Consider the following 25,804-nt stretch of genomic DNA (forward strand, 5'->3'; position numbering starts at 1 on the left):
CCGGGTCATATAGCGGAACCGGATAAGTACGCTGCGGAGTCACTCTGCAGGGTGCAAACGGGGGAGATCTGAAAACGCCTGAAGGTCTGTGGAAGGATCCCTCTTGGTCGCCTCGAGCACCTCTAATAACGAAACCGCTAACACGGCAAGCACCGATGGTGCCACCCGCCGCCTCTCATTCGCAAAGATTCACGAACCCCTTGATGTTCCGAATCTTCTCGCCCTGCAGACAGACAGCTTTGACTGGCTGGTCGGAAACGAACGCTGGCAGGCGCGGGTAGCGAAGGCTGTCGAGGAGGGCGACCTCAGCGTCGCCACCACCTCCGGACTTGCCGACATCTTCGAAGAGATCTCCCCGATTGAAGACTTCCAGGGCACCATGTCCCTGAGCTTCTCCGAGCCGGAGTTCGCTGACCCGAAGTACACCATGGCCGAATGCAAAGACCGTGACGCCACCTACTCGGCACCGCTGTATGTCAAGGCCGAGTTCATGAACAACAACACGGGCGAAATCAAGCAGCAGACCGTGTTCATGGGCGACTTCCCCCTGATGACGGAAAAGGGAACGTTCGTCGTCAACGGCACCGAGCGTGTCGTTGTCTCCCAGCTGGTCCGTTCGCCGGGCGCCTACTTCGAGCGCACCGCTGACAAGACCAGTGACAAGGACATCTTCACTGCGAAGATCATCCCGTCCCGTGGTGCATGGTTCGAACTTGAAATCGACAAGCGCGACCAGGTCGGTGTCCGCCTCGACCGCAAGCGCAAGCAGTCCGTCACCGTGCTGCTCAAGGCCCTCGGCTGGACCGAAGGCCAGATCCTGGAAGAGTTTGGCCAGTACGACTCCATGCGCGCAACGCTGGAGAAGGACGCCACCGAAACCCGCGAAGACGCGCTTCTGGACATCTACCGCAAGCTGCGTCCGGGCGAGCCGCCCACAGTCGAGGCTGCCCAGTCCCTGCTGGATAACCTGTACTTCAACTCCAAGCGCTACGATCTGGCCAAGGTTGGCCGTTACAAGATCAACCGCAAGCTTGGCATCGACCGCTCCCTTGGCGACAAGGAAGCTTCGGTCCTGCACGTTGAAGACATCGTCGCCATGATCAAGTTCCTGGTTGCCTTGCACGCCGGTGAGAAGACCCTCATGGGCAAGCGCGATGGCGAAGACCACGAGCTCCGCGTCGAGATCGACGACATCGACCACTTCGGCAACCGTCGCATCCGCGCCGTCGGCGAACTGATCGAGAACCAGGTCCGCACCGGTCTGTCCCGCATGGAGCGCGTCGTTCGCGAACGCATGACCACGCAGGACGTCGAGGCCATCACGCCGCAGACCCTGATCAACATCCGCCCGGTTGTTGCAGCCATCAAGGAGTTCTTCGGAACGTCCCAGCTGTCGCAGTTCATGGACCAGAACAACCCGCTTTCGGGTCTGACCCACAAGCGCCGCCTCTCGGCCCTTGGCCCGGGTGGTCTGTCCCGTGACCGTGCAGGCATGGAAGTCCGAGACGTTCACCCGTCCCACTACGGACGTATGTGCCCCATCGAAACCCCTGAAGGCCCGAACATCGGTCTGATCGGTTCGCTGGCATCTTACGGCCGCATCAACCCGTTCGGCTTCATCGAGACGCCGTACCGCCTGGTTGCCGAAGGCGTCGTTTCCGACGAGGTCCAGTACCTGACGGCCGACGACGAAGCAGAGGTCCTGATCGCACAGGCCAACGCTCCGCTTGACGCCAACAAGAAGTTCGCCGAGGAGACCGTCCTCGTCCGTGCCCGTGGTGGTGGAGGCGAGCCCGTTCTGGTTCCCGCCGGCGAGGTCCAGTTCATGGACGTTTCCCCGCGCCAGATGGTGTCCGTGGCAACCGCCCTGATTCCGTTCCTCGAGCATGACGATGCAAACCGTGCGCTCATGGGTGCCAACATGCAGCGCCAGGCCGTGCCGCTGGTCCGTTCCGAGGCCCCGTTCGTGGGTACCGGCATGGAGCGCGCAGCTGCCGTCGACGCCGGTGACGTTGTCATCGCGAAGAAGGCCGGTGTGGTCACCGAGGTCTCCGCTGAACTCGTCGTGATGATCAACGACGACGGCACGGAAACCAACTACCGCATCAACAAGTTCGCCCGTTCCAACCAGGGCAACTGCTACAACCACCGCGTTTTGGTGAACGAAGGCCAGCGCCTCGAGGTTGGCGGCATCATTGCCGACGGCCCGGCAACGGACCAGGGCGAGCTTGCCCTCGGTAAGAACCTGCTTGTGGCATTCATGTCATGGGAAGGCCACAACTTCGAGGATGCCATCATCCTGTCCCAGCGCATCGTGGCTGAGGACGTTCTTTCCTCCATCCACATCGAGGAGCACGAGATCGATGCCCGCGACACCAAGCTTGGTGCCGAGGAAATCACCCGTGACATCCCCAATGTGTCCGAGGAAGTCCTGGCAGGCCTGGACGAACGCGGCATCATCCACATCGGTGCTGAGGTCGAAGCCGGCGACATCCTGGTAGGCAAGGTCACGCCCAAGGGTGAAACCGAGCTGACCCCGGAAGAGCGCCTGCTGCGTGCCATCTTCGGTGAGAAGTCCCGCGAAGTCCGCGACACCTCCCTGAAGGTGCCCCACGGCGAGTCCGGTACGGTCATCGGCGTGCGCGTCTTTGACCGCGACCAGGACGACGAGCTGCCCCCGGGCGTGAACCAGCTGGTCCGCGTCTACGTGGCAGCCAAGCGCAAGATCACCGACGGTGACAAGCTCGCCGGCCGCCACGGCAACAAGGGCGTCATCTCCAAGATCTTGCCCGTAGAAGACATGCCGTTCCTTGCCGACGGTACGCCGGTGGACATCGTCCTGAACCCGCTGGGTGTTCCGGGTCGAATGAACGTCGGCCAGGTGCTGGAAACGCACCTTGGCTGGGTTGCCAAGACCGGTTGGAAGATCGAAGGCGAGCCGGAGTGGGTCAAGAACCTTCCGAACCTGCCCCGTGAATCCGGCCAGACCACCGTCGCCACCCCGGTGTTCGATGGTGCCCGTGAAGAGGAAATCACCGGTCTGCTGGATTCCACCAACGTGACCCGTGACGGCGACCGCCTGATCGATTCCTCCGGCAAGACCCGTCTGTTCGACGGCCGCTCCGGCGAGCCGTTCCCGGACCCGATCTCCGTCGGCTACATGTACATCCTGAAGCTCCACCACCTGGTGGACGACAAGATCCACGCTCGCTCCACCGGCCCGTACTCCATGATCACGCAGCAGCCGCTGGGTGGTAAGGCACAGTTCGGTGGCCAGCGCTTCGGTGAAATGGAAGTGTGGGCGCTCGAAGCCTATGGCGCCGCCTACACGCTTCAGGAACTCCTCACGATCAAGTCGGATGACATCCATGGTCGTGTGAAGGTCTACGAGGCCATCGTCAAGGGCGAGAACATCCCCGAGCCGGGTGTTCCCGAGTCCTTCAAGGTCTTGATCAAGGAAATGCAGTCGTTGTGCCTGAACGTGGAAGTTCTTTCCACGGACGGAACCACAATCGAAATGCGTGACTCTGATGACGCAGTCTTCACGGCTGCGGAAGAACTGGGCATCGATCTGTCTCGTGCAGAGCCCAGTTCCGTAGAAGAGGTCTAGCAGGCGCCCGACGGCGGGCCTCACCGCCCGCCGTCGGGCACCTCCCTCTTCCCGTAACCAAGACTTCAGAATTTAGAGAACAAGAGAGAACAGGGACCCAATGTCCAGCGAATCCTCCTTCGGCCTCATGCAGATCGGCCTCGCCACCGCGGAAGACATCCGTGGCTGGTCTTACGGCGAGGTTAAGAAGCCGGAAACCATCAACTACCGCACGCTCAAGCCCGAGAAGGACGGACTCTTCTGCGAGAAGATCTTCGGCCCTTCCCGCGACTGGGAATGCTACTGCGGCAAGTACAAGCGCGTGCGCTTCAAGGGCATCATCTGCGAGCGTTGCGGCGTTGAAGTCACCCGCGCCAAGGTGCGCCGCGAGCGCATGGGCCACATCGAGCTGGCCGCTCCCGTCACCCACATCTGGTACTTCAAGGGTGTTCCGTCCCGTCTGGGCTACCTTCTTGACCTGGCACCGAAGGACCTCGAAAAGGTCATCTACTTCGCTGCCTACATGATCACCAGCGTCGACGTCGACAACCGTCACGCTGAACTGCCGAACCTCCAGGTCGAGCACGACCTCGAGAAGAAGCAGATGGTGGACAACCGCGACAGCGACATCGCCACGATCGCCCGCGACCTTGAGGACGAGCTTGCCCGTCTCGAAGGCGAAGGCGCCAAGGCTGCCGACAAGAAGAAGGCCCGCGACTCCGCTGACCGCCAGATGGCCAACGTCCGCAAGCGCGCGGACGCCGACATCGAGCGCCTCGAGCAGGTCTGGGACCGCTTCAAGAACCTCAAGGTCGCAGACCTCGAAGGCGACGAAGGCCTCTACCGCGAACTGCGTGACCGCTACGGCATGTACTTCGAGGGCTCCATGGGTGCCGAAGCCATCAAGAAGCGCCTCGAGACCTTCGACATGCAGGCTGAGGCCGAATCCCTGCGCGACACCATCCAGAACGGCAAGGGCCAGCGCAAGACCCGCGCCCTGAAGCGCCTGAAGGTCGTCAACGCATTCCTGACGACCAACAACAGCCCGCTCGGCATGGTTCTGGACGCGGTCCCGGTGATCCCGCCGGAACTGCGCCCGATGGTCCAGCTGGACGGTGGCCGCTTCGCGACCTCCGACCTCAACGACCTCTACCGTCGTGTGATCAACCGCAACAACCGCCTCAAGCGCCTGCTTGACCTCGGTGCCCCGGAGATCATCGTCAACAACGAGAAGCGCATGCTTCAGGAAGCTGTTGACAGCCTCTTCGACAACGGCCGCCGCGGCCGTCCGGTCACCGGTCCTGGCAACCGTCCGCTGAAGTCCCTGAGCGACATGCTCAAGGGCAAGCAGGGCCGTTTCCGCCAGAACCTCCTCGGCAAGCGCGTTGACTACTCCGGCCGTTCGGTCATCGTCGTCGGCCCGCAGCTGAAGCTGCACCAGTGTGGTCTGCCCAAGCAGATGGCCCTGGAGCTCTTCAAGCCGTTCGTAATGAAGCGCCTGGTTGACCTCAACCACGCCCAGAACATCAAGTCGGCAAAGCGCATGGTGGAGCGTTACCGTCCGCAGGTCTGGGACGTGCTGGAAGAGATCATCACCGAACACCCGGTGCTGCTCAACCGTGCACCTACCCTGCACCGCCTCGGCATCCAGGCTTTCGAACCCCAGCTTGTGGAAGGCAAGGCAATCCAGCTTCACCCGCTGGTTTGTGGCGCCTTCAACGCTGACTTCGACGGCGACCAGATGGCAGTCCACCTGCCGCTGAGCCCGGAAGCCCAGGCCGAAGCCCGGATCCTGATGCTGTCCTCGAACAACATCCTGAAGCCGTCCGATGGCCGTCCGGTGACCCTGCCTTCGCAGGATATGATCATCGGTCTGTACCACCTGACCACCAAGCGCGTCGGCTCTGCCGGCGAGGGCCGGATCTTCTCCTCGGTGGCGGAAGCCATCATGGCGTACGACGCCCGCGATCTGCACCTGAACTCCCAGGTCAAGATCCGTCTGGACAACTTCGTGCCGTATGCAGGTTGGGAAGCTCCGGAAGGCTGGGAAGCCGGTCAGCCGGCTCTGGTCCAGACCTCGCTCGGACAGGTCATCTTCAACGAGACCCTTCCGGCGGATTACCCGTGGGTTGAGGCTGTTGCCGACAAGGGCGAACTGTCCCGCATCGTCAACGACCTCGCCGAGCGCTACCCGAAGGTGGTCACCGCGGCAACGCTGGACAACCTGAAGGACGCCGGTTTCTACTGGGCAACCCGCTCGGGCGTCACCGTGGCCATCTCCGACATCGAGGTTCCGGAATCCAAGCCGGCCATCCTTGCCGGTTACGAGACCATGGCTGCCAAGATCCAGGGACAGTACGACAAGGGCCTGATCGACGACGACGAGCGTCGCCAGGAACTGATCGAGATCTGGAACAAGGCCACCAACGAAATCGCCCAGGTGATGCGTGACGGCCTGTCGCCGATGAACACCATCAACCGCATGGTGTCCTCCGGTGCACGTGGTAACTGGATGCAGGTCCGCCAGATCGCGGGTATCCGTGGTCTTGTGGCCAACCCGAAGGGTGAGATCATCCCGCGTCCGATCAAGTCTTCGTACCGCGAAGGCCTGTCGGTGCTGGAATACTTCATCGCCACGCACGGTGCCCGTAAGGGTCTGGCCGATACCGCTCTCCGTACCGCCAACTCGGGTTACCTGACCCGTCGTCTGGTGGACGTTTCGCAGGACGTCATCGTCCGCGAAGAGGACTGCGGTACCGAGCGCGGCCTCATCACGCCGATCGCAGTTCCGGACTCCAACGGTGAGCTGGTTCTGGACGAGAACGTCGAGAACAGCGCCTACGCACGTACCCTGGCCGTCGACGTCGTCGACTCCAAGGGCAACGTGCTGGCCGCCGGCGGCACCGACTGCGGCGACGTCGTCATCGACCAGCTGCTCGCAGCCGGCATCACCGAGGTCAAGGTCCGCTCCGTACTCACCTGTGAGTCCAAGGTCGGCACCTGTGCGCTCTGCTACGGCCGTTCGCTGGCCACCGGCAAGACCGTGGACATCGGCGAGGCCGTCGGCATCATCGCCGCACAGTCCATCGGTGAGCCGGGTACCCAGCTGACCATGCGTACGTTCCACACCGGTGGTGCTGTCTCCGCCAGCGGTGGCGACGACATCACCCAGGGTCTGCCCCGTATCCAGGAGCTCTTCGAAGCCCGTACTCCGAAGGGTGTTGCACCGATTGCTGAAGCAGCCGGCCGCATCAACATCGAAGAGTCCGAGCGCCAGATGCGCCTGGTCATCACTCCGGACGATGGTTCCGAAGAGATTGCCTACCCGGTGCTGCGCCGTTCCCGTCTCCTCATCGAGGATGGCGAGCACGTCAGCGTCGGCCAGAAGCTGATCCAGGGTCCCGTGGACCCGAAGCAGGTTCTGCGCATCATGGGCCCGCGTGCAGCACAGAAGTTCCTTGTGGACGAAGTGCAGGGCGTGTACCGCAGCCAGGGTATCGGTATCCACGACAAGCACGTCGAGGTCATCGTCCGCCAGATGCTGCGCCGCGTTACCGTCATCGAGTCCGGCGACTCCACCCTGCTCCCCGGTGAGCTGGCAGAGCGTAGCCGCTTCGAAGACGAGAACCGCCGCGTTGTGTCCGAGGGCCAGACCCCGGCTTCCGGACGTCCGGAGCTCATGGGTATCACCAAGGCATCCCTGGCAACCGAGTCCTGGCTGTCGGCCGCTTCCTTCCAGGAGACCACCCGCGTCCTGACGCAGGCGGCCATGGAAGGCAAGAGCGACCCGCTGCTCGGCCTCAAGGAGAACGTCATCATCGGTAAGCTGATCCCGGCCGGCACGGGTCTGCCCCGCTACACCGAGGTCACTGTCGAACCGACGGAGGAAGCAAAGGCCAGCCTGTTCACGGGCCCCAGCGCTTTCACCGACTTCTCGTACGACGCCCTGGGCGGCGACGGAGCTCCCGAGTTCCACGCCATCCCGTTGGATGACTACGACCTGGGCAACGACTTCCGCTAAGGGAGCCTGAAGCGCAAAGGAGGAACCCCGCACTCACTGAGTGCGGGGTTCCTCCCGTTAAGGGGCCGTCCTCTGTGCAAGGGGCCGACGACGGCGGCCGGCGCGCGCCGTCGTCGGGCGCTTTTACACCCGATTAAGGCCTCAGATCAAGCCATGCTAGAATTTTGGTAATTGTTTTGTGTGGCAGTGGATGAAGGCCGCCGCAGCATCATTTCGGTTTTGTTCTCATGATGCTGGGTGGAGCCTGTTTCCGGGTTGCGGGCTACGTGCGCAACGAATGCCGCACTTTTGCACGCCCACGAGTCCTTCTGGACCCGAAAGCCGCATGGACAACGCCAAAGCTCCCACGCACCTCCGGACTGACGTCCGGGCGCGGGGGCAGAGATCAAACCAACGGAGAACACGAAAGTGCCTACGATTAACCAGCTGGTCCGCAAGGGCCGCACGCCGAAGGTCTCCAAGACCAAGGCTCCTGCGCTTAAGGGCAGCCCGATGCGCCGCGGTGTTTGCACCCGCGTTTACACCACCACCCCGAAGAAGCCGAACTCGGCTCTGCGTAAGGTCGCACGTGTGCGCCTCGCCGGTGGCGTTGAAGTAACCGCCTACATCCCCGGTGTTGGCCACAACCTCCAGGAGCACTCCATTGTGCTCGTTCGCGGTGGTCGTGTGAAGGACCTCCCGGGTGTCCGCTACAAGATCGTCCGTGGCGCGCTCGACACCCAGGGTGTCAAGAACCGCAAGCAGGCCCGCAGCCGTTACGGCGCAAAGATGGAGAAGAAGTAATATGCCTCGCAAGGGTCCGGCCCCGAAGCGGCCGCTAGTTTCCGATCCCGTTTACGGCTCCCCCTTGGTCACCCAGCTGATCAACAAGGTCCTGATTGACGGCAAGAAGTCCACTGCAGAGCGCATCGTTTACGGCGCACTCGAAGGTGCACGTGCCAAGTCCGGCGGCGACCCCGTTGCAGCCCTCAAGAAGGCCATGGACAACGTCAAGCCTTCCCTCGAGGTCCGCTCCCGCCGTGTCGGTGGCGCCACCTACCAGGTTCCGGTTGAGGTCAAGCCGGGCCGCTCCACCGCCCTCGCCCTGCGTTGGCTCGTGGGCTACTCGAAGGCCCGCCGCGAGAAGACCATGACCGAGCGCCTCCAGAACGAAATCCTGGATGCCTCGAACGGTCTCGGTGCCGCTGTGAAGCGTCGCGAAGACACCCACAAGATGGCCGAGTCGAACAAGGCCTTCGCACACTACCGCTGGTAAAAACTTTCCGGACGCCGCCGGCTCATTGAGCCGGCGGCGAACGTGTAGTCCATCCGAAAGGGAGACACCGTGGCACAGGACGTGCTTACCGACCTTAACAAGGTCCGCAACATTGGCATCATGGCCCACATCGATGCCGGCAAGACCACCACTACCGAGCGCATCCTGTTCTACACGGGTGTGAACCACAAGATCGGCGAAACGCACGACGGCGCTTCGACGACTGACTGGATGGAACAGGAAAAGGAACGCGGCATCACCATCACGTCTGCCGCCGTGACCTGCTTCTGGGACAAGAACCAGATCAACATCATCGACACCCCGGGGCACGTTGACTTCACCGTTGAGGTAGAGCGCTCCCTGCGCGTCCTCGACGGCGCAGTTGCTGTCTTCGACGGCAAGGAAGGCGTGGAGCCGCAGTCCGAGACTGTCTGGCGCCAGGCTGACAAGTACAACGTTCCCCGCATCTGCTTCGTCAACAAGATGGACAAGCTCGGTGCAGACTTCTACTTCACCGTAGACACCATCATCAGCCGCCTCGGCGCCAAGCCGCTGGTTCTCCAGCTGCCGATCGGTGCAGAGAACGACTTCATCGGCGTCGTGGATCTCCTCGAGATGCGCGCACTGGTGTGGCCGGGCGATGCCAAGGGTGACGTCACCATGGGTGCCAAGTACGAGGTCCAGGAGATCCCCGCCGATCTCCAGGCCAAGGCTGTGGAATACCGTGCGCAGCTCGTTGAGACTGTTGCCGAGGCTTCCGAAGAGCTCATGGAGAAGTACCTCGAAGGTGAAGAACTCACCGTTGAGGAACTCAAGGCCGGCATCCGCAAGATGACGATCAACTCCGAGGTCTACCCGGTTCTGTGTGGTTCTGCCTTCAAGAACCGCGGCGTGCAGCCGATGCTGGACGCTGTGGTCGACTTCCTGCCGAACCCGCTCGACGTCCCGCCGATGATCGGTCACGATCCGCGCGACGAAGAGAAGGAGCTCACCCGCAAGCCTGCTGCCGACGAGCCGTTCTCGGCCCTCGCCTTCAAGATCGCTGCGCACCCGTTCTTCGGCCAGCTCACCTTCATCCGCGTGTACTCCGGTCACGTGGAAGCGGGTGCCCAGGTGGCCAACTCCACCAAGGGCAAGAAGGAGCGCATCGGCAAGCTGTTCCAGATGCACGCCAACAAGGAAATGCCCGTCGAGGGCGCTACCGCCGGCCACATCTACGCAGCCATCGGCCTGAAGGACACCACCACGGGTGACACCCTGTGTGATGCCACCAACCAGATCGTGCTTGAGTCGATGAGCTTCCCGGCACCGGTTATCTCCGTTGCCATCGAGCCCAACACCAAGGGTGACCAGGAGAAGCTCTCCACGGCCATCCAGAAGCTCTCCGCTGAGGACCCGACCTTCCAGGTCTCCCTCAACGAAGACACGGGCCAGACCATCATCGCCGGCATGGGCGAGCTCCACCTGGACATCCTGGTGGACCGCATGCGCCGCGAATTCAAGGTCGAGGCAAACGTTGGCAAGCCGCAGGTTGCTTACCGCGAAACGATCAAGCGCACTGTTGAGCGTCTTGACTACACGCACAAGAAGCAGACCGGTGGTTCGGGCCAGTTCGCAAAGATCCAGATCGCGATCGAGCCGATGGACACTTCCGAAGGCGAGATGTACGAGTTCGTGAACAAGGTCACCGGTGGCCGCGTTCCGCGCGAATACATCCCTTCCGTTGACGCTGGTATCCAGGATGCACTGAACGACGGCGTCCTGGCCGGCTACCCGGTTGTCGGTATCCGCGCCACGCTGATCGACGGCGCGTCGCACGATGTTGACTCCTCGGAAATGGCGTTCAAGATCGCCGGCCGTATGGCTTTCAAGGAAGCCGCACGCAAGGCGAGTCCGGTTCTGCTCGAACCGCTGATGGATGTTGAGGTCCGCACCCCTGAGGAATACATGGGTGAAGTTATCGGTGACCTGAACGCCCGCCGTGGCCAGATGCAGTCCATGGAGGACGCAGCAGGTGTCAAGGTTATCCGTGCACACGTTCCGCTGTCCGGCATGTTCGGCTACATTGGTGACCTGCGTTCGAAGACCCAGGGCCGCGCTGTGTACTCCATGACGTTCAACAGCTACGCAGAGGTCCCGAAGGCAGTAGCCGACGAGATCATCCAGAAGACCCGCGGCGAATAGTCCTTACGGACTTTCACAGCGAGCAACTTGGGTGAGGTTCTGACACCAGAACAGCACCTTGTGCAGGTGGCCGGTTCCCGGTCCTGACCGGATTTCGGCCACCTGCACGAACAGGCTCTAGGGACTAGTATTGGTTCCTGAATCTGCAATTTCACCAAATCCAAAGCCCCCAAGTAGACTTGCTGGAGTTTCTGCCGCGAAAAGCGCGGCCGAGGAGCAACTCACTTGAAATCGTTCTAGGAGGAACCTGTGGCAAAGGCAAAGTTCGAGCGGACTAAGCCGCACGTCAACATCGGCACCATTGGTCACGTTGACCACGGTAAGACGACGCTGACTGCCGCCATTTCCAAGGTGCTGTACGACAAGTACCCGACTCTCAACGAGCAGCGCGACTTCGCGTCGATTGACTCTGCTCCGGAAGAGCGCCAGCGTGGTATCACGATCAACATTTCCCACGTTGAGTACCAGACCGAGAAGCGCCACTACGCACACGTAGACGCTCCGGGTCACGCTGACTACATCAAGAACATGATCACCGGTGCTGCACAGATGGACGGTGCAATCCTCGTGGTTGCCGCCACTGACGGCCCGATGGCCCAGACCCGCGAGCACGTTCTGCTCGCCCGCCAGGTTGGCGTTCCCTACCTGCTGGTTGCGCTGAACAAGTCGGACATGGTTGAAGACGAAGAGCTCCTCGACCTCGTTGAAATGGAAGTCCGTGAGCTGCTCAGCGCTCAGGGCTTCGATGGCGACGAAGCTCCGGTTGTTCGCGTTTCCGGTCTGAAGGCTCTCGAAGGCGACCCCATCTGGGTCAAGTCCGTCGAGGACCTCATGGAAGCTGTCGACGAGTCCGTTCCGGACCCCGTACGTGACCGCGACAAGCCGTTCCTGATGCCGATCGAAGACGTCTTCACGATCACCGGCCGTGGCACCGTTGTTACGGGCCGCGCCGAGCGCGGTACCCTTGCGATCAACTCTGAAGTTGAAATCGTTGGTATCCGTCCGGTCCAGAAGACCACCGTTACCGGTATCGAGATGTTCCACAAGCAGCTCGACGAAGCATGGGCCGGCGAGAACTGTGGCCTCCTGCTCCGCGGTCTGAAGCGCGACGACGTCGAGCGTGGCCAGGTTGTTGTCAAGCCGGGTTCCATCACCCCGCACACCGACTTCGAGGCCAACGTCTACATCCTGTCCAAGGATGAAGGCGGACGTCACAACCCGTTCTACTCGAACTACCGCCCGCAGTTCTACTTCCGTACGACGGACGTCACCGGCGTTATCACCCTGCCGGAAGGCACGGAAATGGTTATGCCCGGCGACAACACTGAGATGACCGTTGCGCTCATCCAGCCGATCGCAATGGAAGAGGGCCTCGGCTTCGCTATCCGCGAAGGCGGCCGCACCGTTGGTTCGGGACGTGTCACCAAGATCATCAAGTAGTTTCTGCTTGTAGATCGGTGAAGGACCGGCTGCCTGGCAGACGGTAACAAGCCAAAAGAAGGACCCCGCCACCTATGTGGCGGGGTCCTTCTTTGCTACGATTAATCAATCGAATGGATTAATGGTGGGCGGCGGATGCGCCCGGCACCAGCGGAACAGGGGAGCTGGCATGCAGGGGTTCATGACCGCAATGATCACGATAATGTTCGTGGTGGCCATTGCCCTGGTGGGCTTTGCCGCCGGTGTCACGCGCGGACGGAAGGAACGTGGGAGCCACGAAGCGGCGCGGCTGGTGCGTGGCAACAGCACGGGCGACGCCGGGGCCTATCGTGCCGGCTATCTGGCCGGTCACCTGGCCGGTTGGCGTGACGCCGCTGCACACGAAGACCCACGCACTGTCCCGGCCGCGGGGGCGCCCGCGTGGCTGCCCCGCCCGTCCAGCCCGGTCCAGGTCAGTGCGGTGCGCGCCCCCAGCCCAGTGGCTCGCCCCATTCTCCCGGCGCAGCCCGTGCAGCCGGCGGTGGCGTCCTCCCCACACCCGTCGACGCAGCCAGCCCAGCAGCTCCCACCCGAGGTGCTGCTCGCCGAGCAGGCTGCCCGGCGGGAGAAACGGGACAGACAGAACATCAATGTCACGCTGTACGTGGCCAGCCTTCTGCTCGTGGCCGCTGCGGCCCTTTTCATCGGCAGTAGCCTTCCGGCGGTCCTGAGGTTTGCAGGGGTCTGGACGATCACCGCGGTCTTCTATGCGGGCGGGTTCGTGCTCCATGCCAAGGCGCCCAGGCTGAAGCCCGCCGCCGTCGCCTTCGCCGGAACGGGGCTTGCGCTGATTCCCGTAACCGGCCTGGCGATGTACAACTTTGCGCTCCAGGACGGACCCGCGGCCTGGCTGGTGACCTCCGCTGTGGGCACGGCGGCCTATGTTGTGGCGGCAGTGCGGCTGGACAGCCGGGTCCTGGCGTTCCTGTCACTGAGTTTCCTCGTCTCCACAGCCTGGTCAGGCGTGTCCATGTTGGGCGGTGCCCTGGTCTGGTACTTCGCATCCCTGATCGGCCTCGCCGTGCTCCTGACATTGGCGAACCTGGCCAGGCCAAGGTGGCTTCCACCCGTCTATGTGAAACCGCTGCTGGTCCTGCATCCCTTCGTCGTTCCTTTCGTGGCGCTTGCGGCCACCTTCGTCCCGCGGTACCTCCGGCCGGGGGAGTACACCATGCTCATGGCGGTGAGCGCGCTCTACTTCGGTGTGATGGCACTCCCTCCCCGGAACACCTTCCGTCTCCAGCAGTTCCATGCGGCCAGAGCCGCGTCCACCCTTGCCGTCATGGCGGGCGTGAACGATTCGGGGGCGGAACTTGCCTACGTGCTGCTGGCCGGCCTGGTGCTGCTGGCAGCCCAGTCCTTGGGCGTTGCGTTTGGCGCACAGTACCTTTCGCGCTGGTTCCCGGCAGGCAACAGCGTTCAGCCGGGCAGGCGCTGGTGGACAGACGGGCTCCTGTGCTTCGGCCTTCAGCTGGCGCTGACCGTTGTCACGGCCGCCGTCGTTCTCCTCAACGAGGCGCAGTTGCCCGTGGGGATGCCATTGTTCCTGACGCTCGGTGCCGGACTGCTGCTCGCCTGGAAGCTGGGGAAGCAGGGGCTCTTGGCTGAGTGGCTTCCTGTGACGGCCCTTGTGGTGGCCGTGCCCTTCGTCCATGAACTGGGAGGATGGGCGGCGGCGGCGCTGCTGGCCGCCGGCGGGGCGTACTGGCTGCTGCGGGCCGTGTGGTCCGGGGGACCCTTGCGCAGGGTCTTTGTCCTTGCGGGCCGGCTGGGCCTGACGCTGGCTGTCCCGGCCGTGGCCACCGGAGTGTTGCCGGACGCCCTTGACCGTTCCGCGTGGGTGCTGGCTGCTTTCGTGGCGGCCGTGACTGGCCAGTTGCTGCTGGAGGCGGGGCTGATCCGCGCCGGAATTCGGACCTTGGCGCCGCGGCTTAGCCTCGCGGTGTTTGCGGGGGCCGGAATGGCGGCACTGCCCCTGGTCCTCCTTGCCGAACGCGCGCCGGGGCACCACTTGGCGGCAACTGCCCTTGTGGTCCATGTGCTGGCGGCTGCGGCGGCTGGCTGGATCCTCTTCCCATGGGCCGCCGGACGTGTTTCGAGCCGGCCCGGCGCTCTGCTGGCGCCAGCCTCCCTGGCCTGGGGAGGGGTCCTGTCCTTTGCAGGGGTGTCGCTCGCGCTGGGCAACACGGTGCTCCTCGTCGGCCTGTTGTATTTCGCCGCTCAGGGCCTGCGTCCAGCGGGAACCCCGGGCCGCCGCGGTCACTGGTGGGCGGCCCGCGGAGTGGCCACCGTCCTTGCCGGCACAGGCTATCTGCAATTGCTGGGGGACGGCGGCGGCCTGGTGCTGGCGGGCGAAGAACTCAGCCTTGCCGCCGTGGCCTTCCTTGCCCTGGCCCTGCAGATGATTCCCTCACTCGTGGCTGCAGTCCGGGGACACAACCGCAGCCTGGCGGCCATCGACGCCGCCGTGGTGCTGCCATTCATGGGTGCTGCCGCCGCCGTCGTGAGCCTGTCCGGGCGGTACGCTTCCGGGCCGTACTTGTCCGGCGTGACAGCGGAAAGCTGGCAGGCGGGTGCGGCCGCGATCGTCATGGCGGCATCGGCGGTGGCCGCCGGGTACCTGCTCAGGCGGGAACAGTTTACGGCTGTCTTCGCGCCGGCGGCGCTGCTCCTCCTGCTGGTGCTGCGTGGCGGCCACATCCACGACGTCGAGATCCTGCTCGGATCTTCGCGGCGTTCTGCGTGGCCATGGTGCCGGCGGCGCCGGGCCGGACGGCGAAGGGACTCTACTTCATCGCCGCCCGGATCCTCACGGCGGCCCTCGCCGCCGTCCTGGCGCATGACGTGTCGGCCTCCGCCGCCGTGGTGTCCCTGACGTTCGCCGGCGTCTTCGTCCTGCAGCACATCATCCGATGGCTCATGCGGGCGCGGCTGGAGGACATCCCTTTCCAGCAGGCCGCCGTGTGGGTGACGCTTGCTGCCCAGGCCGTACTCCCGGCGGCGTATCTGCTGCAGCCCGCAACCGACGGCGGCGGCCGCTGGGTTCTGCTGCTGGAGCTCATGCTCCTGCTGGTCTCGGCCGTGGTGGCCCGCCGGCTGTTCGTGGCACGGGGAGCCGAGTACTTGGCCATTCCGGCCGTGATCGCGGTGATGGTGGCTGCCGGACCCGAGCTGTCATTCCGGGCCGGCACCTGGCTGACAGAACCCCTCCTGGGCCGGGATGCCGTGCCGTTGTCCTTGTTGGCACTGTCCCTGCTGGTGACGGCCGCCCGGCTTCGTTTCCGCCCAGGAAGCGGAAACCTTGAGCGCTGGTATTGGCTGTCCGCGGCCTTTGGCTTCGCGGGGGCAGGCGTGCTGCTGTCGCTTGAGGGAGCACAAGGCATCATCGGGTTGGCGGTCCTCGTGCTGGCCGCCGTTGGCTTCGCCGCCTCCCACATCGAGCGCCTCCCGGGGTTCTATCCTCCGGCCGCAGCCGCGGGCCTCCTGGGCTCCACAGTGGCGGCCGACGGTGCCTTCGGCGATGGAACGTCCCCCTGGCTCGCCTTCCTCCCGTGGCTTGTTGGCTGCGCCGGTTTCGCCGCCGTGCTCTATGTTCTGCGGTGGTCCTTTGCGTCCGCCGTCGGGAGGCAGCCGTTGCGCCGGACCTCCCTCGCTGCGGCGGTGGGTACGGGCTTTGCGGCGGCTGCTGCCGCCGGCCTGCTGCGCGATGAAACTGCCCTGGCAGGCGCCGGCCTGCTGGTCATGGCCGCCACCGTGGCTGTCCTTGAAACGCCCCGGGCCATGCACTGGGCCGTGGCCGAGATCGCCGCCGTGGCCGTACTCGCCGCGCTGCAGCGGGCCGTCCTCTTCACCCACGGTTCCAAGCCGGAGATGTTCTGGGTGCTGCAGTGGTTTGTTGTCCTGGGGGCCGTTGTGGCAGGGCTGCGCTATATGTTCGGGAGCGGCCTGGACGGCCGGGTCCGGCTGGGCATTGCTGCGGGCCTGCTGTCCCTGAACAGCGCCTCCACTGCCATTTCGGGGACCGTGCCGCAGCAGCTGTGGGTGCTCGTGGCCCATGCATTGTTGCTGATTGCCGGGCTGCTCCTGGCCGAGAGGATGTTCGTGTGGTGGGGAGCCCTGGGCGTGGCATTGAGCGTCATGTGGGCCCTGCGCTCCTACGCGTATGCCATGCTCGCCGTGATCGCCCTGGGGTTGATCGCCTTTGCCGTCTGGCGCCTCAACCGCAGCAAGCCGCCGGCGCCGCTGCCCTGATACGGTTGCCTTCGAAGAGAGGAGCAAAGCATGGAATTCCTGGTTTTTCTGGTGATTGCGGCGGCCGTGGTTGTGGCCGTTCTGTGGGGCAGGAAGTATTTCCGCAAGGAAATCGACCGCGCCAAGCGCATCAACCGCGCCAACAAGGACAAATAGTCCAAAGACAAGTAGCCCACACACAAATAGCCACCGGGCAAATAGCCTAGGCCCGGCGGCTCCGGCACAGCGACTGGTACCAGTAGAACGACTCCTTGGGAGTCCGCTCCAAGGTGTCAAAGTCCACGTGCACCAGGCCGAAGCGCTGTGAATACCCCGCCGCCCACTCGAAGTTGTCCAGCAGGGTCCAGACGTAATAGCCCAGCAGCTCGACGTCGTGCGCAAGACCGCCGGGGCCGGTGGCCTGGAGCGCATGGCCGAGATGGTCGGCGATGTAGCCGATCCTGTTGGAGTCCTGGACCGGGCCCAGCACATGCTCCGGTTCCGGGAAGCTCGCTCCGCTCTCGGTGATGAAGATGGGCGGCAGGGCCGCACCGTACCGGTCCTTCATTTCACGTAGCAGCACGCCCAGATGGTCCGGGGCCACAGGCCAGCCAAAACCGGTGGTTTCGTACTCGGGGAAGGCAGCCAGATGGAAGGGCAGCCGCGACATGGCCGATGGCTGGCCTGCCCCGGCCTCAGCGGGGTCCCGGCCCGAGGCGACCTTCATGGGGTAGTAGTAGTTCAGCCCGTAGAAGTCCAGCGGCTGGTGGATGGTCTTCAGATCCCCGTCCGGGATGTTGCCCAGGGCCCGGAACCAGGGCCGCACGGGCAGCGGTGGTTTGGGATACCGGCCAAGAAGGATGGGATCGGCGTAGACGCGATTGAAGATCAGGTCGAATGCCTGGGCCATGAGGCGGTCGGACAGCCGTTTGCTCGCCGGACGGACCGGGGAGTGCATGTTGGACACGCCGATCCTTCCCGCGACGCCGGCGGCCCGGAGCGCCTGGACTGCCAGTCCGTGGCCGAGGAGCTGGTAGTGGGCGGCCGGCAGGGCATCAAACAGCAGGCTGCGGCCCGGCGCATGGACGCCCACTGCGTAGCCCTGCAGCGCAACGCAAACGGGTTCATTGAGCGTGACCCACTGCTCCACGCGGTCGCCGAACCGCGCGGCGGCCGCGGCCGCGTACGCTGCGAAACGCTCCGCCGTCGTACGGTTCATCCAGCCGCCCGCATGCTCCAGCGGCAGGGGCGTGTCCCAGTGGAAGAGCGTCACCATGGGGGAGATCCCGCCCTGGAGCAGCTTGTCGATCAGGCGGTCGTAGAAGTCCAGGCCCTGCTGGTTGATGGGGCCGGTTCCGCCGGGCTGGATCCTGGGCCAGGAGAGCGAGAAGCGGTAGGAATCGACGCCGAGCTCGCGCATGAGGGCGATGTCCTCGTCAGAGCGGTTGTAATGGTCGCAGGCGACGGCGGGAGAGTGACCGTCCACGATCGTCCCGGGCTTCTCCGCGAAGGCGTCCCAACTGGAAGGACCGCGGCCATCGGCGGTCAGGGATCCCTCGATCTGGAAAGCGGCCGCCGCGACGCCCAGCGTGAAGCCGGGATGCAGGCGGTTGGCGAGATCCTCCGCAGCTCCCGCGTTTTGGACGGTCATGTCCCTATCATCTACGGGCCCGACGGCGGTGGCAATGGCCCCGCGGGCCCCGATTCGCATCTGCCGCCGAATTCCGGCATACTGGATGAGTTGTTCAAGCGCTTCTTCGTGTCCCGATCCGGATAATGCCGGGTGCCAGGGTCCAGGCTGAAGCCCAAACATAACCCTGAACCCCATGGATTGCGGTCGAGTTTGCGTGAAAATCGCGACACGCCCGACCGCGGGGGTCGGTGCATCGGCAGGTTGAGGAACCCGGATTGATCCGGATTCAGCTTGTGCGGTGGGTGGTGGTACAGCCTCAAACGCTTCGGCGGCCACATGCAACACAAAAGTAAACAGAGCAGCCCTAACTCAGAGCAGCACTAACTGAAAGAGAGTCAGGCGACATGGCGGGACAAAAAATCCGCATCCGGCTGAAGTCATATGACCACGAGGTCATTGATGTTTCAGCGCGGAAGATCGTTGAGACGGTCACGCGCGCAGGCGCAACGGTAGTAGGCCCCGTGCCGCTGCCGACGGAGAAGAACGTGTACTGCGTTATCCGCTCTCCCCACAAGTACAAGGACAGCCGTGAGCACTTCGAAATGCGTACTCACAAGCGTCTGATCGACATCATCGACCCCACGCCCAAGGCTGTTGACTCGCTTATGCGTCTCGACCTGCCGGCCGACGTGAACATCGAAATCAAGCTGTAGGGAGGTGCTGAGAAAACTATGACCGCAACCCGTAATGTAAAGGGCCTGCTGGGCACGAAGCTCGGCATGACCCAGGTCTGGGACGAGAACAACAAGCTCATCCCGGTAACTGTCGTCCAGGCTGACTCCAACGTCATCACGCAGCTGCGCAACGCAGAGGTAGATGGCTACGTCGCCGTCCAGATCGGCTACGGCCAGATCGACCCCCGCAAGGTCACCAAGCCGCTGGCTGGTCACTTTGAGAAGGCCGGCGTAACTCCTCGCCGCCACGTCGTCGAACTGCGTACCGCAGACGCCGCTTCTTACGAGCTGGGCCAGGAGCTCTCTGTTGAGCTCTTCGAAGCCGGCCAGAAGATCGACGTCGTCGGCACCTCCAAGGGTAAGGGCTTTGCCGGTGTTATGAAGCGTCACGGCTTCCACGGCGTTGGCGCTTCCCACGGTGCACACAAGAACCACCGTAAGCCTGGCTCCATCGGTGGCGCATCCACCCCGAGCCGCGTCTTCAAGGGTCTGAAAATGGCCGGCCGCATGGGCGCCGAGCGTCACACCACGCTGAACCTCACGGTCCACGCTATTGACGTTGAGAAGTCGCTGCTCCTCATCAAGGGTGCCGTTCCCGGCGCCCGCGGACAGGTCGTACTCGTACGCACCGCCGTGAAGGGAGCCTAGTTAAATGACTAGCACTGTCAAGGTAGACCTGCCTGCAGAGATCTTCGACGTCCAGACCAACGTGCCGCTGCTGCACCAGGTCGTCGTCGCACAGCTCGCTGCTGCGCGCCAGGGTACCCACAAGACCAAGACCCGCGCTGAAGTTTCCGGTGCTGGCCGCAAGCCGTTCAAGCAGAAGGGTACCGGCCGCGCCCGTCAGGGTTCCATCCGTGCTCCTCACATGACCGGTGGTGGCATTGTCCACGGCCCGACCCCGCGTGACTACAGCCAGCGCACCCCCAAGAAGATGATTGCTGCTGCACTTCGCGGCGCACTCTCTGACCGCGCCCGCAACGGCCGCATCCACGTTGTTGCTGAACTGGTAGCCGGCACCAAGCCGTCCGCCAAGGAAGCACTGGCAACGCTGGCCGGCGTGTCCGAGCGCAAGAACCTGCTCGTTGTCATCGAGCGCGCCAACGATGTTGCTGCACTGTCCGTGCGCAACCTCGAGAATGTTCACGTTCTGTACGCAGACCAGCTGAACACCTACGACGTGCTTGTCTCTGACGACGTAGTCTTCACCAAGGCTGCCTACGAGGCATTCGTTGCCAGCAAGGCAAAGAACGAGGAGGATGCCAAGTGAGTGCAGCCACCATCAAGGACCCGCGCGACGTCGTGCTTGCACCCGTCGTATCGGAAAAGAGCTACGGCCTGATCGATGAGGGAAAGTACACCTTCCTGGTGGACCCCCGCTCGAACAAGACCGAGATCAAGCTGGCCGTGGAGAAGATTTTCTCCGTCAAGGTCGAATCGATCAACACCATCAACCGTGCCGGTAAGCGCAAGCGCACCAAATTCGGATGGGGACAGCGCAAGAGCACCAAGCGCGCCATTGTCTCCCTCAAAGAAGGCACAATCGACATCTTCGGCGGTCCGCTCGCGTAGCGGAGACCACTTTAACGAGGAAATAAATTATGGGAATCCGTAAATACAAGCCGACTACCCCGGGCCGTCGTGGCTCGAGCGTAGCCGACTTCTCTGAAATCACGCGATCGACTCCGGAAAAGTCGTTGCTGCGTCCGCTGCACAAGACCGGCGGCCGTAACAACACCGGTAAGATCACCACCCGTCACAAGGGTGGTGGCCACAAGCGCCAGTACCGTCTGATCGACTTCCGTCGCCACGACAAGGACGGCGTCAACGCCCGCGTTGCCGAAATCGAGTACGATCCGAACCGCACGGCTCGCATCGCCCTCCTGCACTACGTTGATGGCACCAAGCGTTACATCATCGCCCCGAACAAGCTGTCCCAGGGTGACGTCGTCGAGGCTGGCCCCGGCGCTGACATCAAGCCGGGCAACAACCTGCCGCTGCTCAACATCCCGGTTGGTACCACCATCCACGCTGTTGAACTGCGTCCGGGTGGCGGCGCCAAGATGGCCCGCTCTGCTGGTGCTTCGGTACAGCTCGTCGCCAAGGAAGGCCGTTTCGCCCAGCTGCGTCTGCCCTCCGGTGAAATCCGCAACGTTGACGTGCGCTGCCGCGCAACCGTCGGCGAGGTCGGCAACGCCGAGCAGTCGAACATCAACTGGGGCAAGGCCGGCCGTATGCGCTGGAAGGGCGTCCGCCCGACCGTCCGTGGTGTCGCCATGAACCCGGTCGATCACCCGCACGGTGGTGGTGAAGGCAAGACTTCCGGTGGCCGTCACCCGGTTAACCCGAACGGTAAGCGTGAAGGCCGCACCCGCCGCCCGAACAAAGAGAGCGACAAGCTTATTGTGCGTCGCCGCCGTACTGGCAAGAACAAGCGATAGGAGCCTGGACACATGCCACGCAGCCTGAAAAAAGGTCCTTTCGTTGACCAGCACCTCTTTGTGAAGGTCGCACGGGAAAACGATAAGGGCACCAAGAACGTCATCAAGACCTGGTCCCGCCGTTCGATGATCATCCCCGACATGCTCGGACACACGATCGCCGTTCACGACGGACGCAAGCACATCCCCGTGTTTGTCACTGAGTCGATGGTCGGGCACAAGCTCGGCGAATTCGCTCCCACGCGGACATTCCGCGGCCATGTCAAGGACGACCGTAAGGGCAAGCGCCGCTAGGCGCCTGCACTTACGTCATAGACGAGAGAAGGAAAGCAATGGAAGCCAAGGCAATTGCGCGTCACATCCGCGTAACGCCTATGAAGGCCCGGCGCGTCGTCAACCTTGTTCGTGGTAAGCAAGCGAATGAGGCTCTGGCAATTCTGAAGTTTGCCCCCCAGGCAGCTTCGGAGCCGGTATTCAAGGTAGTACAGTCGGCAATCGCCAACGCCCGGGTCCTCGCGGACCGCGACGGTGTTGCGTTTGACGAAGGTGACCTCATCATCAGCGAAGCGTTTGTTGATGAAGGCCCGACCATGAAGCGGTTCCAGCCGCGTGCCCAGGGTCGTGCATTTCAGATCAAGAAGCGCACCAGCCACATCACCGTGGTAGTCGCTACCCCGGAGAAAGAGGAGGCTCGCTAAGTGGGACAGAAAGTAAACCCGCACGGGTTCCGACTCGGCATCACGACGGACCACGTTTCGCACTGGTTCGCCGACAGCAACAAGCCGGGACAGCGCTACAAGGACTTCGTTCGCGAAGACATCAAGATCCGTCAGCTCATGTCCACGGGCATGGAGCGCGCCGGCATCGCCAAGGTCGAAATCGAGCGCACCCGTGACCGTGTCCGCGTGGACATCCACACGGCACGCCCGGGCATCGTCATCGGCCGCCGCGGCGCCGAAGCAGACCGCATCCGCGGCGAGCTCGAAAAGCTCACCGGCAAGCAGGTTCAGCTGAACATCCTCGAGGTCAAGAACCCCGAGATGGAAGCACAGCTTGTTGCCCAGGGCGTTGCAGAGCAGCTGACTTCCCGCGTGGCGTTCCGCCGTGCGATGAAGAAGGCCATGCAGTCCGCGCAGCGTGCAGGTGCCAAGGGCATCCGTATTGCTTGCTCGGGTCGACTGGGCGGCGCAGAAATGTCCCGCTCGGAGTTCTACCGCGAAGGCCGTGTGCCCCTGCACACCCTCCGTGCGAACATCGACTACGGCTTCTACGAAGCCAAGACCACCTTCGGCCGCATCGGCGTGAAGGTCTGGATCTACAAGGGTGACGTCACCGCCAAGGAACTGGCACAGCAGGCAGCTGCTGCTCCGTCCCGCGGCCGTGGGGCCAGCGACCGCCCGGGCCGCCCGGGTGGCGCTGACCGTGGCGACCGCCGTCGTCGTACCGACCGTCCGGCAGCTGAAGCAGCACCCGCTGCCGCAGAAGCTCCGGCAGCTGAGGCAGCACCCGCTGCTGCAGAAGGAGGACAGGCTTAAATGCTTATCCCACGTCGAGTCAAGCACCGCAAGCAGCACCACCCGGGTCGTTCGGGCGCTGCAACCGGCGGCACCAAGGTCACCTTCGGTGAGTTCGGTATCCAGGCACTGAGCCCGGCATACGTGACGAACCGTCAGATCGAGTCTGCCCGTATCGCGATGACCCGCCACATCAAGCGTGGCGGCAAGGTCTGGATCAACATCTACCCGGACCGTCCGCTGACGAAGAAGCCTGCCGAAACCCGCATGGGTTCCGGTAAGGGTTCTCCGGAATGGTGGGTCGCAAACGTCAAGCCGGGCCGGGTTCTCTTCGAACTCTCCGGTGTCAATGAAGAGGTAGCTCGCGAGGCCCTGCGCCTGGCAATCCACAAGCTCCCGTTGAAGGCACGCATTGTGCGTCGCGAAGGTGGTGAATAGAAATGGCAGTAGGGTCGAAGGATCTCGCACCCGCACAGCTGGACGGTTTCGACAACGAGCGTCTCGTTGAAGAACTCCGCAAGTCCAAGGAAGAGCTGTTCAACCTGCGTTTCCAGTCCGCCACCGGACAGCTGGAGAACCACGGTCGTCTGCGCGCGGTAAAGAAGGACATCGCACGCATCTACACCGTTCTCCGCGAGCGCGAACTGGGCATCCGTGCCGAGGTTGCCGCACCGGTTGTGGAAGCCAAGGAAGAAAAGAAGTCCAAGAAGGCAGAAGCCAAGGCTGAAGCTGGAGAGGACTCCAAGTGAGCGAGAAGGAAACTGTGACGGAAGCAGCAGCCAGCGCTGAACAGCGCGGTTACCGTAAGACGCGTCGCGGCTACGTTGTCTCTGACAAGATGGAAAAGACCATCGTTGTTCAGGTTGAAGACCGCGTGAAGCACGCTCTGTACGGCAAGGTTATTCGCCGCACCTCGAAGATCAAGGCTCACGACGAAGAGAACACCGCCGGCATCGGCGACCTCGTTCTCATCGCCGAGACCCGCCCGCTGTCCGCTACCAAGCGGTGGCGTCTGGTCGAGATCCTCGAAAAGGCCAAGTAAATCCCTGCCGGGCGCGCCCGGCCTGGATTGACTGGAAAGGTCCGTGTCCCGCAAGGGACGCGGGCCTTTCCCCGTTTCGGCCGCCGGGCCAGAACGTGCTAGGATATTGAGTTTGTATGGCGCCAATAGTGCGTTGTTCATTACCTCGTAAACAATCGTGCCCTGGCATACTGCCCCGCGCAGAGTTTTCTGCACGGGAAGCTGATGCTTTTGGCACGGGCGTTTAAGCCCGCTCTGGCAAAATCCAGGCAGGTCAAGAGACACCCCGATCAACCGTTCCGCAAGGCTCATTCCGTATGCACCATTTCGGTCTGAGAACCGGCGCGACGCAAGGAGTAAAAATTGATTCAGCAGGAGTCGCGACTGAAGGTCGCCGACAACACGGGTGCTAAGGAAATCCTTACCATCCGCGTTCTCGGTGGATCTGGCCGTCGCTACGCAGGCATCGGCGACGTCATCGTCGCCACCGTCAAGGACGCTATCCCTGGCGGCAACGTAAAGAAGGGCGACGTCGTCAAGGCGGTCATCGTCCGTACCAAGAAGGAACGCCGCCGTGCGGATGGTTCCTACATCAAGTTTGACGAAAACGCAGCTGTGATCCTGAAGAACGACGGTGACCCCCGGGGTACCCGTATCTTCGGCCCGGTTGGTCGTGAACTTCGCGACAAGAAGTTCATGAAGATCGTTTCGCTGGCCCCGGAGGTGCTTTAGTCCATGGCTAAGATCAAGAAGGGTGACCTCGTTCAGGTCATCACCGGCGCCAAGCAGGAACGCGGCGGAGACCGCGGCAAGCAGGGCAAGGTCTTGCGCGTATTCACCGACACCAACCGCGTGTTGGTCGAAGGCGTTAACCGCGTAACGAAGCACACCAAGGTCGGTCAGTCGCAGCGCGGCACCACCACCGGTGGCATCGAGGTCGTTGAGGCCCCGATCCACGTTTCCAACGTTGCTCTCGTTGACCCGTCCACCAAGAAGCCGACCCGCGTTGGTTTCCGTATTGAGACCGTTGAGAAGGATGGCGTCGCAAAGACCGTCCGTATCCGCGTGTCCAAGGCTTCCGGGAAGGACATCTAATGACTGAGACTCTCGAGACTCCGGTAAAGATCGTTCCGCGTCTGAAGACCAAGTACGCCGATTCCATCAAGAAGTCCCTTCTTGAGGAATTCAAGTACGAGAACGTGAACCAGGTTCCCCGCCTGGTGAAGGTTGTTGTGAACATGGGTGTTGGAGATGCCGCCAAGGACTCCAAGCTGATCGACGGCGCTGTCCGCGACCTCACCCTGATCACCGGCCAGAAGCCGCAGGTAACCAAGGCCCGCAAGTCGATCGCACAGTTCAAGCTGCGCGAAGGCATGCCGATCGGTGCACACGCAACTCTGCGTGGCGACCGCATGTGGGAATTCGTGGACCGTCTGGTCACGCTGGCACTGCCGCGTATCCGTGACTTCCGCGGCCTCAACGGCCGTCAGTTCGATGGCAACGGCAACTACACCTTCGGTCTGACCGAGCAGGTTATGTTCCACGAGATCGACCAGGACTCCATCGACCGCGTTCGCGGTATGGACATCACGGTTGTCACCACTGCCAAGACCGATGACGAAGGCCGCGCGCTGCTCAAGGCGCTTGGTTTCCCGTTCAAGGCCGAAGACTAATCTAACTACGTAACAGGTCCTTCGCTGAGG

23 protein-coding genes are annotated in these 25,804 nt (G+C 63.0%); 22 read left to right on the plus strand and 1 reads right to left on the minus strand.

The features are described from left to right. The first annotated feature begins 103 nt into the window (after positions 1 to 103). From rpoB to J1902_RS19650, 8 genes are all read left to right on the plus strand, one after another. Positions 104 to 3,610 carry a DNA-directed RNA polymerase subunit beta gene (gene rpoB / locus J1902_RS04095; protein ID WP_207614991.1) on the plus strand — a complete coding sequence of 1,169 codons (3,507 nt, stop codon included), beginning with the start codon at positions 104 to 106 and terminating at the stop codon, positions 3,608 to 3,610. A gap of 100 nt (positions 3,611 to 3,710) precedes the next feature. Further along, positions 3,711 to 7,610 carry a DNA-directed RNA polymerase subunit beta' gene (locus J1902_RS04100; protein ID WP_207614992.1) on the plus strand — a complete coding sequence of 1,300 codons (3,900 nt, stop codon included), beginning with the start codon at positions 3,711 to 3,713 and terminating at the stop codon, positions 7,608 to 7,610. A gap of 408 nt (positions 7,611 to 8,018) precedes the next feature. Beyond that, positions 8,019 to 8,393 carry a 30S ribosomal protein S12 gene (gene rpsL / locus J1902_RS04105; RefSeq protein ID WP_207614993.1) on the plus strand — a complete coding sequence of 125 codons (375 nt, stop codon included), beginning with the start codon at positions 8,019 to 8,021 and terminating at the stop codon, positions 8,391 to 8,393. A gap of 1 nt (position 8,394) precedes the next feature. Continuing rightward, the gene (rpsG, locus tag J1902_RS04110) at positions 8,395 to 8,865 is read left to right on the plus strand and encodes a 30S ribosomal protein S7 (RefSeq protein WP_059387355.1); all 471 of its coding nucleotides are present in this window, start codon (positions 8,395 to 8,397) and stop codon (positions 8,863 to 8,865) included. 69 nt (positions 8,866 to 8,934) lie between these two features. Further along, positions 8,935 to 11,049: an elongation factor G gene (fusA, locus tag J1902_RS04115; RefSeq protein ID WP_207614994.1), complete on the plus strand. Its 2,115-nt coding sequence runs from the start codon at positions 8,935 to 8,937 to the stop codon at positions 11,047 to 11,049. Positions 11,050 to 11,298: 249 nt separating this feature from the next. Further along, positions 11,299 to 12,489, plus strand: a complete 1,191-nt coding sequence (gene tuf / locus J1902_RS04120) for an elongation factor Tu (RefSeq protein ID WP_207614995.1) — start codon at positions 11,299 to 11,301, stop codon at positions 12,487 to 12,489. A gap of 181 nt (positions 12,490 to 12,670) precedes the next feature. Then, positions 12,671 to 15,403: a hypothetical protein gene (locus J1902_RS04125; protein WP_207614996.1), complete on the plus strand. Its 2,733-nt coding sequence runs from the start codon at positions 12,671 to 12,673 to the stop codon at positions 15,401 to 15,403. Positions 15,404 to 16,809: 1,406 nt separating this feature from the next. Further along, the gene (locus tag J1902_RS19650) at positions 16,810 to 16,935 is read left to right on the plus strand and encodes a hypothetical protein (protein WP_278253589.1); all 126 of its coding nucleotides are present in this window, start codon (positions 16,810 to 16,812) and stop codon (positions 16,933 to 16,935) included. 46 nt (positions 16,936 to 16,981) lie between these two features. Here the strand turns inward: J1902_RS19650 and J1902_RS04130 are convergent, their stop codons facing one another. Then, positions 16,982 to 18,409 carry a GH1 family beta-glucosidase gene (locus J1902_RS04130; protein ID WP_207614997.1) on the minus strand — a complete coding sequence of 476 codons (1,428 nt, stop codon included), beginning with the start codon at positions 18,407 to 18,409 and terminating at the stop codon, positions 16,982 to 16,984. A 386-nt stretch (positions 18,410 to 18,795) separates the two neighbouring features. Between J1902_RS04130 and rpsJ the strand changes: the two genes are divergently transcribed. The 14 genes from rpsJ to rplE all read left to right on the plus strand — a co-directional run bounded on the left by rpsJ (position 18,796) and on the right by rplE (position 25,774). Further along, positions 18,796 to 19,104, plus strand: a complete 309-nt coding sequence (gene rpsJ, locus J1902_RS04135; RefSeq protein ID WP_003803825.1) for a 30S ribosomal protein S10 — start codon at positions 18,796 to 18,798, stop codon at positions 19,102 to 19,104. 18 nt (positions 19,105 to 19,122) lie between these two features. Then, entirely contained in the window at positions 19,123 to 19,773 is a 651-nt protein-coding gene (gene rplC, locus J1902_RS04140) for a 50S ribosomal protein L3 (RefSeq protein ID WP_207614998.1), read from the plus strand. Between the two features lie 4 nt (positions 19,774 to 19,777). Then, the gene (gene rplD / locus J1902_RS04145; RefSeq protein WP_207614999.1) at positions 19,778 to 20,395 is read left to right on the plus strand and encodes a 50S ribosomal protein L4; all 618 of its coding nucleotides are present in this window, start codon (positions 19,778 to 19,780) and stop codon (positions 20,393 to 20,395) included. Further along, a complete protein-coding gene (gene rplW, locus J1902_RS04150) occupies positions 20,392 to 20,697 on the plus strand; it encodes a 50S ribosomal protein L23 (RefSeq protein ID WP_207615000.1) in 306 nt (101 codons plus the stop codon). The genes rplD and rplW overlap by 4 nt, the downstream gene beginning before the upstream one ends. 29 nt (positions 20,698 to 20,726) lie before the next feature. Then, the gene (gene rplB, locus J1902_RS04155; RefSeq protein WP_207615001.1) at positions 20,727 to 21,566 is read left to right on the plus strand and encodes a 50S ribosomal protein L2; all 840 of its coding nucleotides are present in this window, start codon (positions 20,727 to 20,729) and stop codon (positions 21,564 to 21,566) included. A gap of 12 nt (positions 21,567 to 21,578) precedes the next feature. Beyond that, entirely contained in the window at positions 21,579 to 21,860 is a 282-nt protein-coding gene (gene rpsS, locus J1902_RS04160; RefSeq protein WP_011775591.1) for a 30S ribosomal protein S19, read from the plus strand. A gap of 38 nt (positions 21,861 to 21,898) precedes the next feature. Further along, on the plus strand, positions 21,899 to 22,264 hold the full coding sequence (gene rplV / locus J1902_RS04165) for a 50S ribosomal protein L22 (protein WP_056737807.1): 366 nt from the start codon (positions 21,899 to 21,901) through the stop codon (positions 22,262 to 22,264). Then, complete coding sequence (rpsC, locus tag J1902_RS04170) at positions 22,265 to 23,101, plus strand: 30S ribosomal protein S3 (RefSeq protein ID WP_207615002.1); 837 nt, start codon at positions 22,265 to 22,267, stop codon at positions 23,099 to 23,101. Then, entirely contained in the window at positions 23,102 to 23,518 is a 417-nt protein-coding gene (gene rplP, locus J1902_RS04175) for a 50S ribosomal protein L16 (RefSeq protein ID WP_077490645.1), read from the plus strand. Between the two features lie 2 nt (positions 23,519 to 23,520). Beyond that, on the plus strand, positions 23,521 to 23,829 hold the full coding sequence (gene rpmC, locus J1902_RS19655) for a 50S ribosomal protein L29 (protein ID WP_207615003.1): 309 nt from the start codon (positions 23,521 to 23,523) through the stop codon (positions 23,827 to 23,829). Further along, positions 23,826 to 24,122, plus strand: a complete 297-nt coding sequence (gene rpsQ / locus J1902_RS04185) for a 30S ribosomal protein S17 (RefSeq protein WP_070350367.1) — start codon at positions 23,826 to 23,828, stop codon at positions 24,120 to 24,122. The genes rpmC and rpsQ overlap by 4 nt, the downstream gene beginning before the upstream one ends. A gap of 342 nt (positions 24,123 to 24,464) precedes the next feature. Beyond that, a complete protein-coding gene (rplN, locus tag J1902_RS04190; RefSeq protein WP_003803789.1) occupies positions 24,465 to 24,833 on the plus strand; it encodes a 50S ribosomal protein L14 in 369 nt (122 codons plus the stop codon). Between the two features lie 3 nt (positions 24,834 to 24,836). Continuing rightward, positions 24,837 to 25,196: a 50S ribosomal protein L24 gene (gene rplX, locus J1902_RS04195; RefSeq protein ID WP_207615004.1), complete on the plus strand. Its 360-nt coding sequence runs from the start codon at positions 24,837 to 24,839 to the stop codon at positions 25,194 to 25,196. Further along, the gene (gene rplE, locus J1902_RS04200; RefSeq protein ID WP_207615005.1) at positions 25,196 to 25,774 is read left to right on the plus strand and encodes a 50S ribosomal protein L5; all 579 of its coding nucleotides are present in this window, start codon (positions 25,196 to 25,198) and stop codon (positions 25,772 to 25,774) included. The genes rplX and rplE overlap by 1 nt, the downstream gene beginning before the upstream one ends. Positions 25,775 to 25,804: the final 30 nt, after the last annotated feature.

Origin of the sequence: Arthrobacter cavernae (assembly GCF_017368795.1) — a bacterium.
Classification (GTDB): Bacteria; Actinomycetota; Actinomycetes; order Actinomycetales; family Micrococcaceae; genus Arthrobacter; species Arthrobacter cavernae.

Bases quoted from the DNA above. Each gene is read 5' to 3' on its own strand.
- J1902_RS04100 (WP_207614992.1), top strand. From the start codon at position 3,711: ATGTCCAGCGAATCCTCCTTCGGCCTCATGCAGATCGGCCTCGCCACC.
- rpsG (WP_059387355.1), top strand. From the start codon at position 8,395: ATGCCTCGCAAGGGTCCGGCCCCGAAGCGGCCGCTAGTTTCCGATCCC.
- J1902_RS04125 (WP_207614996.1), top strand. From the start codon at position 12,671: ATGACCGCAATGATCACGATAATGTTCGTGGTGGCCATTGCCCTGGTG.
- J1902_RS19650 (WP_278253589.1), top strand. From the start codon at position 16,810: ATGGAATTCCTGGTTTTTCTGGTGATTGCGGCGGCCGTGGTTGTGGCC.
- J1902_RS04130 (WP_207614997.1), bottom strand. From the start codon at position 18,409: ATGACCGTCCAAAACGCGGGAGCTGCGGAGGATCTCGCCAACCGCCTG.
- rpsJ (WP_003803825.1), top strand. From the start codon at position 18,796: ATGGCGGGACAAAAAATCCGCATCCGGCTGAAGTCATATGACCACGAG.
- rplC (WP_207614998.1), top strand. From the start codon at position 19,123: ATGACCGCAACCCGTAATGTAAAGGGCCTGCTGGGCACGAAGCTCGGC.
- rplD (WP_207614999.1), top strand. From the start codon at position 19,778: ATGACTAGCACTGTCAAGGTAGACCTGCCTGCAGAGATCTTCGACGTC.
- rplB (WP_207615001.1), top strand. From the start codon at position 20,727: ATGGGAATCCGTAAATACAAGCCGACTACCCCGGGCCGTCGTGGCTCG.
- rpsS (WP_011775591.1), top strand. From the start codon at position 21,579: ATGCCACGCAGCCTGAAAAAAGGTCCTTTCGTTGACCAGCACCTCTTT.
- rplV (WP_056737807.1), top strand. From the start codon at position 21,899: ATGGAAGCCAAGGCAATTGCGCGTCACATCCGCGTAACGCCTATGAAG.
- rplP (WP_077490645.1), top strand. From the start codon at position 23,102: ATGCTTATCCCACGTCGAGTCAAGCACCGCAAGCAGCACCACCCGGGT.
- rpmC (WP_207615003.1), top strand. From the start codon at position 23,521: ATGGCAGTAGGGTCGAAGGATCTCGCACCCGCACAGCTGGACGGTTTC.
- rplX (WP_207615004.1), top strand. From the start codon at position 24,837: ATGGCTAAGATCAAGAAGGGTGACCTCGTTCAGGTCATCACCGGCGCC.
- rplE (WP_207615005.1), top strand. From the start codon at position 25,196: ATGACTGAGACTCTCGAGACTCCGGTAAAGATCGTTCCGCGTCTGAAG.